Origin of the sequence: Streptomyces sp. NBC_00376, assembly GCF_036077095.1 — a bacterium.
In the GTDB taxonomy this organism is placed as follows: Bacteria; Actinomycetota; Actinomycetes; order Streptomycetales; family Streptomycetaceae; genus Streptomyces.
Genome location: NZ_CP107960.1, coordinates 6,266,595 through 6,280,628, shown reverse-complemented (window position 1 = coordinate 6,280,628; position 14,034 = coordinate 6,266,595). Strand labels below are relative to the sequence as shown.

Annotated in this window: 11 protein-coding genes; 8 read left to right on the top strand and 3 right to left on the bottom strand. The window is 71.9% G+C overall.

Going from position 1 to position 14,034, the window contains the following annotated elements; genetic code table 11:
- The first annotated feature begins 6 nt into the window (after nt 1-6).
- The gene (locus OG842_RS28295) at nt 7-984 is read left to right on the top strand and encodes a hypothetical protein (protein ID WP_266736913.1); all 978 of its coding nucleotides are present in this window, start codon (nt 7-9) and stop codon (nt 982-984) included.
- Nucleotides 985-1,012: 28 nt separating this feature from the next.
- On the opposite strand, the gene OG842_RS28290 is transcribed toward OG842_RS28295, so the two are convergent.
- On the bottom strand, nt 1,013-1,921 hold the full coding sequence (locus OG842_RS28290; RefSeq protein WP_266736915.1) for a Gfo/Idh/MocA family protein: 909 nt from the start codon (nt 1,919-1,921) through the stop codon (nt 1,013-1,015).
- Nucleotides 1,922-2,130: 209 nt separating this feature from the next.
- On the opposite strand from OG842_RS28290, the gene OG842_RS28285 reads away from it, so the two are divergent.
- The 5 genes from OG842_RS28285 (at nt 2,131) to OG842_RS28265 (ending at nt 7,855) form a co-directional block, all read left to right on the top strand.
- A complete protein-coding gene (locus OG842_RS28285; protein WP_266736916.1) occupies nt 2,131-3,615 on the top strand; it encodes a hypothetical protein in 1,485 nt (494 codons plus the stop codon).
- Entirely contained in the window at nt 3,612-4,763 is a 1,152-nt protein-coding gene (locus OG842_RS28280) for an ARPP-2 domain-containing protein (protein ID WP_266736918.1), read from the top strand. Before OG842_RS28285 ends, OG842_RS28280 begins: the two co-directional genes overlap by 4 nt.
- 131 nt (nt 4,764-4,894) lie before the next feature.
- Complete coding sequence (gene glnII, locus OG842_RS28275; protein WP_266736920.1) at nt 4,895-5,938, top strand: glutamine synthetase; 1,044 nt, start codon at nt 4,895-4,897, stop codon at nt 5,936-5,938.
- A gap of 89 nt (nt 5,939-6,027) precedes the next feature.
- On the top strand, nt 6,028-6,939 hold the full coding sequence (locus OG842_RS28270) for a DUF6891 domain-containing protein (protein ID WP_266736922.1): 912 nt from the start codon (nt 6,028-6,030) through the stop codon (nt 6,937-6,939).
- Between the two features lie 295 nt (nt 6,940-7,234).
- Nucleotides 7,235-7,855 carry a winged helix-turn-helix domain-containing protein gene (locus OG842_RS28265; protein ID WP_266736924.1) on the top strand — a complete coding sequence of 207 codons (621 nt, stop codon included), beginning with the start codon at nt 7,235-7,237 and terminating at the stop codon, nt 7,853-7,855.
- Nucleotides 7,856-7,939: 84 nt separating this feature from the next.
- On the opposite strand, the gene OG842_RS28260 is transcribed toward OG842_RS28265, so the two are convergent.
- On the bottom strand, nt 7,940-10,069 hold the full coding sequence (locus OG842_RS28260) for an MMPL family transporter (RefSeq protein WP_328512573.1): 2,130 nt from the start codon (nt 10,067-10,069) through the stop codon (nt 7,940-7,942).
- 272 nt (nt 10,070-10,341) lie between these two features.
- Here OG842_RS28260 and OG842_RS28255 point away from each other — a divergent pair, with 272 nt between their 5' ends.
- Nucleotides 10,342-11,610 (top strand): sensor histidine kinase, encoded by a 1,269-nt coding sequence (locus OG842_RS28255; protein ID WP_266736926.1) that lies wholly within the window; start codon nt 10,342-10,344, stop codon nt 11,608-11,610.
- The gene (locus tag OG842_RS28250) at nt 11,595-12,242 is read left to right on the top strand and encodes a LuxR C-terminal-related transcriptional regulator (protein WP_266736928.1); all 648 of its coding nucleotides are present in this window, start codon (nt 11,595-11,597) and stop codon (nt 12,240-12,242) included. Before OG842_RS28255 ends, OG842_RS28250 begins: the two co-directional genes overlap by 16 nt.
- A 50-nt stretch (nt 12,243-12,292) precedes the next feature.
- On the opposite strand, the gene OG842_RS28245 is transcribed toward OG842_RS28250, so the two are convergent.
- Nucleotides 12,293-13,957, bottom strand: a complete 1,665-nt coding sequence (locus OG842_RS28245) for an alpha-L-fucosidase (RefSeq protein ID WP_266736930.1) — start codon at nt 13,955-13,957, stop codon at nt 12,293-12,295.
- Nucleotides 13,958-14,034: the final 77 nt, after the last annotated feature.

Here is a 14,034-nt window from a genome sequence, read left to right as displayed (position 1 = left end):
GCCCGCATGCCCCACCCCGGCCTCACCTCGTCCCCCGTGGCCTTCCTCGGGGACTTCCTCGTCACCGGCGCGGTGGGCGGCGCCGATGCGAGTTCCACGCCCGACGAGGTCACGGCACTGCTCGGCGACGAGTTCGCGGAGAGCGGCGACACGAAGCAACGGCTGCGCAGCTACAGGATCGTCGAGTTCGCCTGGCAGCGGGCCGCGCCCGAGGACCCCTGGGACGGCCTGTACGTCATGGCGCAGGCCCATAGGCTCGAAGTTCCCGTGCTGGTCGATGACTTGGCGGACCATCTGCGGCAGGCGGGCTTCCCGGTCGTCGAGGTGGCGCCCGACGGGCTCGGGTGCCGCCGCTTCGTACGGGAGGACAGCCGCACGGGCCTGCTGGCCGACGAGAACACCGGGGCCGTCCTCAAGGTCTCGGCGCCGACGTGGTTCGGGACCGGCCCCAGGCACGCGGAGCCCGCCTGGTCGCGGGAGGCCGGGAAGAGCTGGGTGAACCACCTGGTGGCGCTGGACCCCGGCGAGCGGGAGCAGTGGGCCGTTCGCCGGCAGCCCGAATCCGGGGCGGAACGGGCCCGCTGGTGGTGGTTCCTGCTGGTCGCCTGTCGGCAGCGCGTTCCCGAGGGGCCGGACGTGACGCGGGCCCCGTGGACGGAGCTCGCGCTCTGGCTGGTCACGAAGTGCCGCGCGGCCGGGGTCCTCGACCGTACGGAGGCAGCGTTGCAGATCGCCGGCCACTCGCTGCTCCCGCCGGACGAGACCGTCCGAATGTGTCTGGACGCCATCCCGGTGTCCCGGGCCGAGGTGGCGACCCGGGACACCACTCCGTACGCCCCCGAGCATCTCGTGGCGATCAACCGGTCCCGGCAGGCGAAGGCGCTCGCGATGGCCGCGGGTGCTCAACTTCGCAGAGGTGTACGGGATTCGGGCCTGAGGGCGGAGACCGAGGCCTGGCTGGAGCTCCGCCGGACGCTGATGTGACCGGCGCGGCGGCGGAGCCGTCGCCGTGCTACGCCAGTTGCTTCTCCGCCTCCGCCAGCAGCTCCGTCAGGCGCAGCCCGAACCGTACGTCGCACGGGTGCGGATCGCCCGTACGCACCGATTGGATCAGCGCGTCGACCGCCGACCGGAACGAGCCGATCGCGTCGCCCCCGTGCGGCATGCCCGCCGTCCCCTGTTCGCCCCTGAGCTCGATCTCCGTGGCGACCGCGCCCAGGGGTGCTCCCAGTGCGAGCGTCACCGTGCTGGAGGCGCCGGAGGTGTGGCGGAGGACGAGGTGGGTGGTGTCGGCCGGGCCGCGGGCCGCCGTCATCCCGGTCACATCGCCCAGCACCGGGATCAGGACCGACAGGGCGTGCGGGCCGACGTCCCACAGGCCGCCCTTGTCACGGCGCCACTGCGAGGCGGCGTACTCGCTGGTCGAGCCGGGGGCGAACAGCGCGCCGATCCACTCGGCACGGGCGGTGAACCAGCCGTCCAGGGCGGCCTGCTCGGCGATCCAGGCGGAGGTGTCGGCCGCGAACCGCAGGGTGCAGAAGACGACGGAGGCGACCCCGGTCTGCTCGGCCGCCCGGACGACCTCGCGGGCTCCCGCGACGGTGGTCGCGACCGGTTTGTCCAGCAGCAGATGACGGCCGGTGGCCGCGGCGCGGGCGGCGAGCGGGGCCTGGACGTCCGGCGGCAGGGCGAACGCGACGGCGTCACTGGCGGCGAAGAGCTCGTCGATGCCCGTCTCGCCGGTGTACGCCTCGGTGCCGTGCGCGGCGGCCAGCTCCTGCGCGGCCTCGGGGCGGCGGCCCCACACACCGCTCAGTACGACGCCGGGGTGGGCGGCGAGGGCGGGGGCCTGGGTGTTCCGGGCCCAGGGGCCGGTGCCGACGAGGCCAATGCGCAGAGGGGTCGCGGGAAGTGTCGTCATGGGGCCAGTCTGCCGGTTTCGCCGGAGCGATCCGGTATTGAGTTGGCGGAGGGTGAGCTTCATGGATACGTTTGCGGCGCCGGCCGCGGGACTCCGGCTGCGACTTCCGGGACTTGCCTGTAAAGCAATAATTTCGCTGTTCGCGCCCCCATTCCCCGGCCGGCGCTCCGCCCCCGCGTGCGGCGGAGCGCGACACCACGGGGGAAACCATGACCACCAGCACCGGGAGCGACACCGGCCTCGTCGCGGCCGAGGACGTACTCCTCTTCGTCAACGCGGCGATCACCGCGACCGGGCAGCGCGAGTTCCGCTCGACCGCGTACCAGCAGCAGCTCTCGCTGGACTTCCTCCATGAGTACGTACGGGTCAACTACCGCCGGGTGTACGCCGCCTCGCTGGCCCTCGACATCAACGACCACAACGCCGCGCGCATCGTCCGCGGCCTGCTGGAGCACGCGGCCGACGCGAGCGCCGAGGAGAAGCGCACCGAGGGCCGGCTGATCGCCGCCCGGCTGGCGAAGCTGCCGCCGCAGCGGGTGTACCGGCTGTTCCGGGAGCTGCGCGCGGCCAAGGTGAACAACCGGCGCACCCGCGCGATCATGCGGGACTGGCTGGCCGCCCGGCCCGACCCGGCGCACGACGCGGTGAAGTACCGCTCCGGGCTGAAGACCGCCGCCCGCCATGCCCACCTCGGGTTCGAGGGATCCGCCGATCCGGACGGGTCCGGTGAGATCGGGGACTTCCTGTTCCGGCCCCGGCACCGGCCGGGCTACCGGCACCGGTTGCTCGACGCCTGGCGGCGCGCCCACTACGCGCAGGGGGCCGTCGAGGAGCTGCCGTTCACCGTCGCCGAGGGCCTCGCCGCCCGGCACGGGGTGAAGCGCGAGGTGTTCCTGGAGCGGATGGCGCCGCGGATGACCCGGCTGGAGCGGCTGCGGACCCTGGACCGGCGCACCGGCGGCGGCGACGCGCCGCTGCCCGCGGACGTGGACCTGACCGTCATGCCGCTGACCCGGCTCGCCCTGTACGTCCTGTCGCTCGGCTTCGAGGCGCGCAGTGCGCACCGCGCGGAGCTGACCCGTGCGCTGCGCACGGCGGCCCGTCGCGCGGCGGGCCCGCACGCCGGGAGCTGGGGCCGCGTCGCCGCCGTACTGGACGACAGCTACTCGTCGTCCGGGTCGGGCGAGAAGCGGCGCCGCCCGCTCGCCGTGGCGCTGGCCTGCCACTTCCTGCTGGAGGCGCTGGCCGGGCCGGGCGCGTACACCCCGCTGTGGACTTCGGGCCGTACCGATCCGCTGCTGGTCAGGCCCTGGGGGCCGACCCCGCTCGGCTTCCGCGTGCTGGACGCGCTGGAGCTCGGCCCGGACCGGCTGGTCATCGTCTCGGACGGCTGGGACAACGCACCGCCCGGACTCGCGGGCGAGGTGCTCCGGGTCTGGCGGACCGGGCTCGATCCGGACCGGCGTACCGCGGTGGTCCATGTGAACCCCGTATACGACGCGGACGCCTTCGACGTGCGGCGCCTTTCGCCGAGCGTGCCCACCGCGGGGGTCCGGGACGCGGAGGACCTGCCGGCGCTGGTGGAGCTCGCGGGCTTCGCCGAGGGGCGTACGGGAGCGGCGGCGCTGTACGCCTATCTGGACCGGCGGGTGGCACGGTTCGTAGGGGACGACGGGGCGGGAGCGACATCGTGAACAGGCTGGAACTGACCGGGCTCACCACCCGCCCCGCCCAGGTGTGGGGCGGCATCCGGCTGGTGCCGCTGGTGCGCGAGCGGCCCGTGGAGGGGCTGCGGCTGCACGAGGAGCTCTACACGGACTACGGGAACGGCACCGTGGACATCGGTCCGCGCACGCACTACGCCTCGGTCATCCCGCACGGCTTCGTCGCCGACTGGTCCGGCGAGGGCGAGCAGTCCGCCGCGTACGGTACGCACCTCGGCGCCGCGCCGGGCGCCGCGGGTCCTCCGGCCGGGGGCCGTCAGGCGCCCCGGACCGCGCGGCTGCAGCGCCACCGCCACCACCGGATGGCGAAGCGCCGGCCGGGCGACCGGCTGCGCTTCCTGCCGCTGCACCTCGCGCTGGAGGGCTATCTCTCGCTGCACTTCGGCGGCCCGGCCATCGCCTGGGAGGAGTGGTCGCGGCAGGCGCTGCGCGACGGGCTCTCGCCGCGCGCCGAGGACGCGTACATGGGGTGGTCGGTGCGCGGGCTCGGCGCGGCGCTGCGGGTCTTCGAGATCCATCCCGGCCAGTGCGGGGTGATGGTGTACGCGGCCGACGCGCTCGCCGCCGCGTTCGTCGTGCCGCACCCGGACGACTACCGGCTGCTGCACCCGTCGCTGGTCGAGGACCTGTACGGCGAGCTGATCCACCAGTACGCGCTGTACGGCGCCCCCGTGCCGGAGTTCACGGCGCGGATACCCGACGGTCCGCAGTTGCGTACGCTCGCCGGTCTGCGGGCGGCCGCGCATGCCCAGGAGCGCGAGTGGGCCGAGGCGCACGACACCCTGTTCGCGGGTGAGCTGCTGGACGGTTCGTACACCTTCGACCGGGTGTACCGGATGGGTTCGTTCACACTGTGGCGGTTCCTGCCGCCCTTCCGGCCGGGCGGGGCCGGGCAGCACATCGGTGAGACGATCACCGATCACAAGGGGCAGGTCGCGTACCTGAAGACGTTCCGGCTGTCCGAGGCGCAGATCAGGCGCGGCCATCTGCTGCACCGGCTCGCCGACGCGGACTGGCGGCTCGCGGGTGCGGCGAAGGCGCTGGGGACCACCGAGGAGGAAGTGGTGCGGCGGATCCGCGCGGCCGGCTTCGAGTCGCTGCTCAGGGCCCGCGCCTGAGACCGGCCGCACGCGCGAAACCTCGGTAACACGGGGTTCACATCCGGGCAACGGACGGGAAATCGCGTCTTGCGAAGCTGCGCTGCATAGACCGGACCGCAGCACCGCAGCACCCGCAAAGGATGGCTTCCGTGACGTTCAAGGCTGAGTACATCTGGATCGACGGCACCGAGCCGACCGCCAAGCTCCGCTCCAAGACGAAGATCATGGCCGGGGCCCCCTCGCAGGACGTGGCGGAGCTGCCGATCTGGGGCTTCGACGGTTCGAGCACCAGCCAGGCCGAGGGCCACGCCTCCGACCGGGTGCTGAAGCCGGTCTTCTCCTGCCCGGACCCGATCCGCGGCGGCGACGACATCCTGGTGCTGTGCGAGGTCTTCGACATCGACATGACGCCGCACGCGTCCAACACCCGTGCCGCGCTGCGCCCGGTGGCCGAGCGGTTCGAGGGCCAGCAGCCGATCTTCGGCATCGAGCAGGAGTACACCTTCTTCGACGGCCACCGGCCGCTGGGCTTCCCCGAGGCCGGCTTCCCGGCCGCGCAGGGCGGCTACTACTGCGGGGTCGGCGCCGACGAGATCTTCGGCCGCGAGATCGTCGAGAAGCACCTCGACAACTGCCTGAAGGCGGGGCTCGGCATCTCCGGCATCAACGCCGAGGTCATGCCCGGCCAGTGGGAGTTCCAGGTCGGCCCGCTGTCCCCGCTGGAGGTCTCCGACCAGCTGTGGGTCGCCCGCTGGCTGCTGTACCGCACCGCCGAGGACTTCAACGTCTCCGCGACGCTCGACCCGAAGCCGGTCAAGGGCGACTGGAACGGCGCGGGCGCGCACACCAACTTCTCCACCAAGGCGATGCGCGAGGGATCCGAGGGCTATGCCGCGATCATCACCGCGTGCGAGTCGCTGGGCGAGGGCTCCAAGCCGATGGACCACGTCAAGAACTACGGCGCGGGCATCGACGACCGGCTGACCGGTCTGCACGAGACCGCCCCGTGGAACGAGTACAGCTACGGCGTCTCCGACCGCGGCGCCTCGGTCCGCATCCCGTGGCAGGTCGAGCAGGACCGCAAGGGCTACATCGAGGACCGCCGCCCGAACGCCAACGTCGACCCGTATGTCGTCACCCGCCTGATCGTCGACACCTGCTGCACCGCGCTGGAGAAGGCCGACCAGGTCTGATCCACGGCCCAGGGGGCGCCCACCCGGCCTGGTGGGCGCCCCCTTCGCCGCCCCGGTCCGTTGTCAGTGGCCCGTGTCAGGGTTGGCTCATGCTCGACATCAAGGTGGAGACCGAGAACTCCGAGACGCACACCCACATTTCGGACCGGGCGCTGAGCGACCTGGTGCACCGGATCGGCATGAAGGGTGACCGCTTCCTGGTCGTGCAGCGCGTGCCCGACCTCCCCGGGACCTTCGTGCAGGTCTGGTTCGACCACGGTGACGGGTACCAGCTGGAGCGCCGCTCCGGTGGTGCCGCCACGCATTTCCGGACGATGGTCGACGCGCCGGAGCGGGTCGCCGAGCTGATGACCCGCTGGGCGCGCCAGGAGCCGGAGTGGGACGCGGGTGTGGAGTGGGAACGCGCCGACGTGCCGGAGGAGGAGCCGGTGCCGGAGCTGCCGGCGGAGATCCGGGAGACGCTGGAGGAGCGGATACGGGTGCTGCTCCGCTGCGGGTACGGGACGGTCCAGGAACTCACCGAAACGGCCGAGGATTACCTGGTGAAGGACGGCGTGCGCCCGGTGACCCGTGCGCAGGCGCGGCAGCTGGCGGAGCGGCTGTGGCTGGAGCGGGTGGAGGAGCAGCGCCAGTGGTCGGACGTGACCGACGCGGACCGGCTGACTCGGGCGTTCGCCCGGCTGGACCGGGACGGAATCACGGCGAGGGAGCATTTCACCTGCTGCCGGTCGTGCGGTATGTCCGAGATCTGGGGCGCCGGGCAGGAGGATGCGCGCGGCTTCGTCTTCTTCCACATGCAGTGCACCGAGAGCGCCGTGTCGGGGCACGGCCTCTCGCTGTACTACGGCGGGTTCGACGAGGAGTCGGACACCACCACCGCCGTGGGCCGGGAGGTCGTGGAGGCGCTCGGCGATGCGGGGCTGACGGTGGAATGGGACGGTTCGCCGGACAAGGCGATCGAGCTGACCGGCCTGGACTGGCGCAAGCGGCTGGTGGGTTGAGAGGGGTGCGGGGGTGAGGAACGTAACGCAAAGGGTCCGTATCGACGGGTGGGAGAGGTCTGCTGCGGCGTCCGGTTCTCTGGTTCAATGGGGGCATGGCCAGCTTCCAGCACACCTCGACAGGTCGCAGCGACCTCGAACCGTTCTGGCCTTCCCGTCAGCACCATGACTTCGACCGGGTGTGTTGTCGCGCGTTGAACGCGCAGGCCCTCTAAAGCCGATCACCCCGGCCTTCGGCCCGCGCGCAAGCAAGTCCGTCCACCGACGACTCCTTCGCGCGAAAGAGCTGACCCTCATGGCGAACACCCGTACCTTCTCCGCCTCGGCCCCTGCCACCTCAGCGCCCTCGGCGACCGCTGCGGCCACCACCTCCGCCCGCCCCCTCTCCCCCAACCGCCACCGGCTGCGTGCCGTCGACCCCGACGAGGTCGTCCAGCTGGCCGATGTGGCCGAGTTCCTGCCGCCGGGTGCCACCTGGCTGCCCGCACCCCAGCACACCGTTCCGGCGCTGCCGGGCCGGCCGCCGATGGTCGGCTACCTGGTGCTCGTACCGGCCGACCAGCAGCCCGCCGTCGCCGCGGCCACCGCCGCGGCCGCCCAGTTCGTGGTGCCGTCACCGGTGCCGGACACGGCCGCGGGTCCGGTGCTCATCGACCCCGTACAGCGCACCGCCGCGGTGGACGGGATCACGCTCGACCTCACCTACCTGGAGTTCGAGCTGCTCGCCCACCTGGTCGCGCACCCGCACCGGGTGCACACCCGCGACCAGTTGGTGACCACGGTCTGGGGCTACGGGCACGTGGGCGACGGGCGCACCGTCGATGTCCACATCGCCCGGCTGCGCCGCAAGCTGGGCGCCGAGCACCGCCGTTCGATCCAGACGGTGCGACGCGTCGGGTACAAGTACACGCCCTGACGCGTCGAAGTCATGAGGAACGGCCCTGGTCCGGTGTACGTACCGGACCAGGGCCGTTCCATGTACCGGGCCGGGCCGGCCGGGTCAGCCGCGCCACCCGTTCCCCGCCGGCTCCCGCTCCCGCCCCGGCTCCGGCTCCTCGTGTTCCAGGCTCGGCAGGCGGGTCAGGGCGCGCGGGGTGCGCCAGTTCCGCTCGCCCAGCAGCGCCATCACGGAGGGCAGCAGGACCATCCGTACGACCGTGGCGTCCAGCAGCACCGCGACGGCGAGGCCGACGCCCATCTGCTGCATGTCCTGCATGGACAGCGTCCCGAAGACCGCGAAGACCGCGACCATGATCGCGGCGGCACCGGTCACCGCGCCGGCCGTGCGGCGGACGCCCTCGTCGATCGCGGCCCGGGTGGTCAGCCCCCGGTCGCGGGCCTCGCGGATCCGCGAGACCACGAACACGTGGTAGTCCATGGAGAGTCCGAACAGGACGACCAGGACGAAGAGCGGCATCCATGCCTCGATCGCGCCGACCCCCTCCGAGCCGATCAGCGAAGCCCCCCAGCCGTGCTGGAAGACGGCGACCATCACCCCGTAGGCGGCGGCCACGGAGAGCAGGTTGAGCACGATCGACGTCACGGCGATGACGTACGAGCGGAAGCAGAACAGCATCAGCAGGAAGGTCACCGCCGTGATGAAGGCGAAGACCGGCACGATGCCGCGCTTGAGCTGTTCGTTGAAGTCGACGGAGCCGGCGGTCTCCCCGGTCACGTACACCTGGGCGCCGGTGGCGTCGAACGCGGCGGGCAGCCGCTCCTCGCGGAGTTCGCGGAGCGAGGCCCGGCCGTGCGGGAGCGGTACCTCGATCTCCGCGACGTTCTGCGCGTCGTGGACGGTCACCTTCTCGAAGCCGTCGAACGCCTTGCGCAGCGCGGGGGCCTCGATGTCGTCGGCCTTGACCACCACGCGGGCCGGGTCGGGGCCGCCCGGGAAGGTCTCGCTGATCTGCCGGTAGGCGACCGAGAGCTGTGACTGCGAGCCGAACTGCTTCTCCAGGCCGAGCTGTTCGGTCTTCATGCCGATGGCGGGCGCGGCCAGCGCGAGCAGTACGACGACCGAGGCGATCGCGAAGGTCCTCGGCCTGGACAGCACCGGCCTCAGCACCGTCCCGGCGATCCCGCCGGTGCGTGCGCGGCGGCCCCCTCGTCGGCCGAGAAAGGGCACCCGTCCCGCTTCGACCCGGTCGCCCAGCCAGGACAGCAGCGCGGGCAGCACGGTCACCGAGCCCAGCATGGCGACGAGGACCACGATGATGGTGGCGAGCGCGAAGCCCTTGAACAGCATCAGCCCGGACAGGAACATGCCGGCCATCGCGACCATCACGGTGAGCCCGGAGACCAGCACCGCCCGGCCGCTGGTCGCCGCCGCGATCCGCAGCGCCGTCTCCGCGTCGCGTCCCGCCGCCCGCTCGTCGCGCTCGCGCCGCAGGTAGAACAGGCAGTAGTCGACGCCGACGGCGAAGCCCATCAGGAACATCACCGAGTACGTGGTCTGGAACAGGTGGAGCTGGTGGCTGGCGAGCGACAGCAGACCGAAGGCGGCCAGGCACGCGGTGAGCGCCAGGCCGACCGGGAGGAGCGCCGCGACGACGGCGCCGAAGGCGACCAGCAGAATGCCCAGGGCCAGGGGTACGGCGGTGAATTCGGCCTTCTTGAAGTCCTCGGAGAGCAGGTCGCCGAGCCATTTCCCGGCGCTGGCCTCGCCGAACTGGTGGATGGCGACGTCGGGGTGGCCGTCCCGGACTCCGTCCACCGCGTCGAGCACGGGCTGCACCCGGTCCGGCGCCGTCGCCGCGTCCCCCTTCAGGTCGAAGGTGATCAGCGCGTCCTTGCCGTCCTCGGAGGGGACCGGCGCCGCCAGGTCCGCCACCTCGCCGGTCCTGCCGAGGGCCGCGGAGAGCTCGCGGGCGGCGCCCTTCCAGTCACCGGCCTTCGCGGCGGACACCATGACCAGCTCGCCGGCGGGCTGCCCGAGACCGGCGTCGTCGAGGATCTGCTCGGCCCGTGCCGAATCACCCGCACCGTTCTCCGAGTCGGACATCTCCACCATCCCGGACGCCCCGCCGATGCCCGTGGCGAGCACGACGAAGAGCAGCCAGCCGAGAATGGCGGTCTTGCGGTGGTGCGCGCTCCACACACCGATGCGTGCCGCAAGGTTGCGCCTCATGGCGTGTTCGCCCCCAGAAGTCAGTTGTAGCCGGAGTGCGGCGGCGCCGGACGCGGCGCCGCCGTTGGATGCCGATGAATCTAGGAACGCGGAGCCGCCCGCCCCAGCCGCCGAAGCCCCCTCCCCCGGAGCCTTAGGGCGAGGTCGGCGGGGTGGTGCTGGGTACACCCCCGCCCGGGTGGCGAAACGGCTGACGCCCGGGGCCGCCACCGGGTGAGACTGTCTGCGGAGCGGGTCCGGCAGAAGGGCCCGACGAGGGGAGACGGACCGGGATGAACGTGATGCAGGGACGGATAAGGGCCGCGATGCTGGCCGCCGGGCGCGGACTCGTGCTGTCGGTCGCGAGCCTGGTCACTTCGATCACGCTCTTCGTCCTGGCCGTGGTCTCGATCGTCTTCATCGTGCTGGGCGTCGGACTGTTCACCACCCCCTACGTGCTGGATCTGGTCCGCGAGCACGCCAACCGGCGCCGGCTGCTCGCGGCCACCTGGTACGACATCCGCATACCGGTCCCGTACCGCCCCTTCCCGAAGGATCTGCGTACCGGGTTCACCGGACGGGTGGAGCGGACCACGCTGATGCTGAAGGACCCGGCGACCTGGCGCGACATCCGGTGGCTGCTGGTCGACATGACGGCCGGCTATGTCGTGGCGACTCTGGCGGCCGGGCTGCTCATCTACCCGGTGGAGGGTGTCGTGCTGGCGGCCGGGCTGTGGCGGGTCTTCACCGACGACCGCTACTGGTACGGCTTCGTCCCGGTCAGCAGCCAGGCGACGGGGCTGGCCGCCGCGGCGCTCGGTGCGGCGCTGTTCGCGACCGGGGTACTGGTCAGCGAGCGGCTGCTGCGGCTGCACTTCGTGATCGCCCGCGCGATGCTGGCCCCCACCCCGGAGGAGGACCTGGCCCGGCGCATCGACCGGCTGACCGAGACCCGGCACGAGGCGGTGGACACCGCGGCCTCGGAACTGCGGCGCATCGAGCGGGATCTGCACGACGGCGCGCAGGCCCGGCTGGTCGCGATGGGCATGAGTCTGGGCACCGTGGAGGCGCTGATCGAGAAGGACCCGGCGCAGGCGAAGAAGGTCCTGGCCATGGCCCGGGAGTCGTCGGCCGAGGCGCTCACGGAGCTGCGCGATCTGGTCCGGGGCATCCACCCGCCGGTCCTCGCCGAGCGCGGACTCGGGGACGCGGTAAGGGCGTTGGCGCTGCGACTGCCGTTCGAGTCGGAGGTCGGGGCGGAGCTGGGCGGCCGGATGGACGCCGCGGTCGAGTCGGCGGCGTACTTCGCGGTGAGCGAGACGCTGACCAACGCCGCCAAGCACTCTGGGGCGGACCGCGTCTGGGTGGACATCCACCACGAGGACGCCATGCTGCGGATCTCCGTCACCGACAACGGCCGGGGCGGTGCGACGGTCGGCGGCGGATCCGGACTGAGCGGAATCGAACGCCGGCTCGGTACATTCGACGGCATCATGGCCGTCAGCAGCCCCGCGGGCGGTCCCACCATGGTGACCATGGAGATCCCTTGCGAGTTGTCCTAGCCGAAGATCTCTTCCTGCTGCGCGACGGCCTGGTCCGCCTGCTGGAGGCGTACGACTTCGAGATCGCGGCAGCCGTCGAGAGCGGGCCCGAACTGACCCGCGCCTTCGCCGAGTCGGAGCCGGACGTCGCGATCGTCGATGTCCGGCTTCCGCCGTCCCACACGGACGAGGGCCTGCAGTGCGCGCTGGCGGCCCGGCGGGCGAAGCCGGGGCTGCCGGTGCTCGTGCTCTCCCAGCACGTGGAGCAGTTGTACGCGCGCGAGCTGCTGGCGGACGGCAACGGCGGCATCGGCTATCTGCTCAAGGACCGGGTCTTCGACGCCGAGCAGTTCGTCGACGCGGTGCGCAGGGTGGCGGCGGGCGGCACCGCGATGGACCCGCAGGTGATCTCGCAGTTGCTGTCGCGGCGCTCGCAGGACAGGCCGATGGGCATGCTCACCCCGCGCGAGCTGGAGGTCATGGAGCTGATGGCGCAGGGCCGTTCGAACGCGGCGATCGCCTCGCAGATGGTGATCACGGAGCGGGCGGTGGCCAAGCACACCTCGAACATCTTCGGGAAGCTCTCCCTGCCGCCGTCCGACGACGACAACCGCCGCGTCCTCGCGGTGCTCGCCTATCTCGACCGGGGCTGAACGACGGACGGCCGTGCGACCCCCGGCCAGGGGGTCGCACGGCCACCGGGTCACGGCGTGGTGCTCAGGTGCAGCGTCGTCGCCCCGAGGTGCGGTGTCGCCCGGGATTCCAGCACCTTCACCCGTACCGAGGTGGCGGTGACGGGCGTGGCCAGGGACAGGATGCGCCGGTGGCCGATGGTCGTACCCTCGGCGATCCGCTGCCAGCTCCCGCCGACGCGGGCCTCGACGGCGAACTTCTCCACCCGCTGCCCGTGCCGGATGTCCTCGCGCACGGCGATCCGGTCGAAGGTGTACGGGGCGGGGCCCTGCCTGCGTACGTCGGTGCCGTAGATACGGCGTACGTCGGAGCCGAAGGCGGTCAGTGCGGCGACGTCGGCGTCTTCGATCCGGCCGTCCTTGTCCGGCGGGACGTTGAGCAGCAGGGAGGCGTTGCGGCCGACGCTCTTCTCGTACAGGTTCATCAGCTGGGCGGGCGTCTTGGGCTTCTGGTCCGGGTGGTGGAACCAGCCGGGCCTGATCGAGACGTCCGCCTCGGCCGGGTACCACTGGAGGTAGTTGACGGACGGGTCGAGGAGCTTGGCGCGGGAGCCGATGTCGGGGTCGGTCGAGTCGTTGGGGAGGCTGCCGAGCCCGGTCCACGGGTCGGTGGTGTGCGGGGTGACGCTCCACTCGGTCTCGCGGGCGACGCCGCTCTCGTTGCCGACCCAGCGCACGCCCTGCGGGCCCTGGAAGACGACGGTGTTCGGCGAGAGGGCCTTCACCATGTCGAACCACTGCTTGACGTCGTACTTCTGGGTGATGCCGGAGCCGGACCAGGGGTTGGCGCCGTCGAGCCAGAGTTCCTCGATCGGCCCGTACTGGGTGAACAGTTCGTAGAGCTGGTTGAGGTAGTAGGTGTCGTAGTCGTCGGCCTTCACCCGGAAGGTGGGCAGCTTGCCGCTCCGGACGGCTGCGGCCCGGTCGTCGCCGGGTACGAGGGTGGGGATCGTGCGCTCGGTGACCGGGCTGCCGTTGCCGAAGCGGCCCTCACCGGCCGGGGCGCGGTCGCCGTCCTCCAGGGCCATGCGCTCGGGGAGGCTGAGCGGCTTGCCCTCGGCCTGCTTCTCGCGGATCGTGTCGACCCACTGCGCGTGCCAGGCATGCGGGAGTTCGGCGCCGTCGGAGGGCGAGAGGTAGAGCCCGACCTTGAGGCCCGCCTTGCGGGCGGCCTTCACATAGGCGGCCACGACGTCGGGGCTGCCGGGGCTGAGCGCCACCGAGTGGTCGGTGTACCGGCTGGGGTAGAGCACGAAGCCGTCGTGGTGCTTGGCGGTGAGCATGACCTGTTCGACACCGGCGGCCTTGTAGGCGCGCATCCACTGGTCGGCGTCGATGGCCTTGGGTGCGAAGAGCTTCTCGTCCTCGGTGCCCGAGCCCCATTCGCGGTCGGTGAAGGTGTTCATCCCGAAGTGCGTGAAGGCGGTCACCTCGCGCTGCTGCCAGGCGAGTTGGCCGGGGGTGGGGACGATGTTCGCGGCCTTCTCGATGATCCGGTCCGGGCTGTCGCAGGACTCCACCGTCATCTGCGAGGCGGGCTTCACCGGCGCGCTGCACGGGGTGCCCGGTGGCGCCTGCCGCTGGTGCGCGGGCTGCTGCGCGGTCGCCTGTACGGGGACGAGCGCGGCGGCCACCGCCAGTGCGAGCGCACTGAGCACACGGGTGCGTCGTGCCATGGTTCCCTCCCATTCCCGACCAGTATTGATCGGATCTCTTGGGTACCGACGTGGGCATGCTGCCGCACACAGGGACC

What these genes read in the sequence shown, in the direction of transcription:
- OG842_RS28290 (WP_266736915.1), bottom strand. Translation starts at nt 1,921, where the DNA reads ATGACGACACTTCCCGCGACCCCTCTGCGCATTGGCCTCGTCGGCACC.
- OG842_RS28295 (WP_266736913.1), top strand. Translation starts at nt 7, where the DNA reads ATGCCCCACCCCGGCCTCACCTCGTCCCCCGTGGCCTTCCTCGGGGAC.
- OG842_RS28285 (WP_266736916.1), top strand. Translation starts at nt 2,131, where the DNA reads ATGACCACCAGCACCGGGAGCGACACCGGCCTCGTCGCGGCCGAGGAC.
- OG842_RS28255 (WP_266736926.1), top strand. Translation starts at nt 10,342, where the DNA reads ATGAACGTGATGCAGGGACGGATAAGGGCCGCGATGCTGGCCGCCGGG.
- OG842_RS28260 (WP_328512573.1), bottom strand. Translation starts at nt 10,069, where the DNA reads ATGAGGCGCAACCTTGCGGCACGCATCGGTGTGTGGAGCGCGCACCAC.
- OG842_RS28265 (WP_266736924.1), top strand. Translation starts at nt 7,235, where the DNA reads ATGGCGAACACCCGTACCTTCTCCGCCTCGGCCCCTGCCACCTCAGCG.
- OG842_RS28245 (WP_266736930.1), bottom strand. Translation starts at nt 13,957, where the DNA reads ATGGCACGACGCACCCGTGTGCTCAGTGCGCTCGCACTGGCGGTGGCC.
- OG842_RS28270 (WP_266736922.1), top strand. Translation starts at nt 6,028, where the DNA reads ATGCTCGACATCAAGGTGGAGACCGAGAACTCCGAGACGCACACCCAC.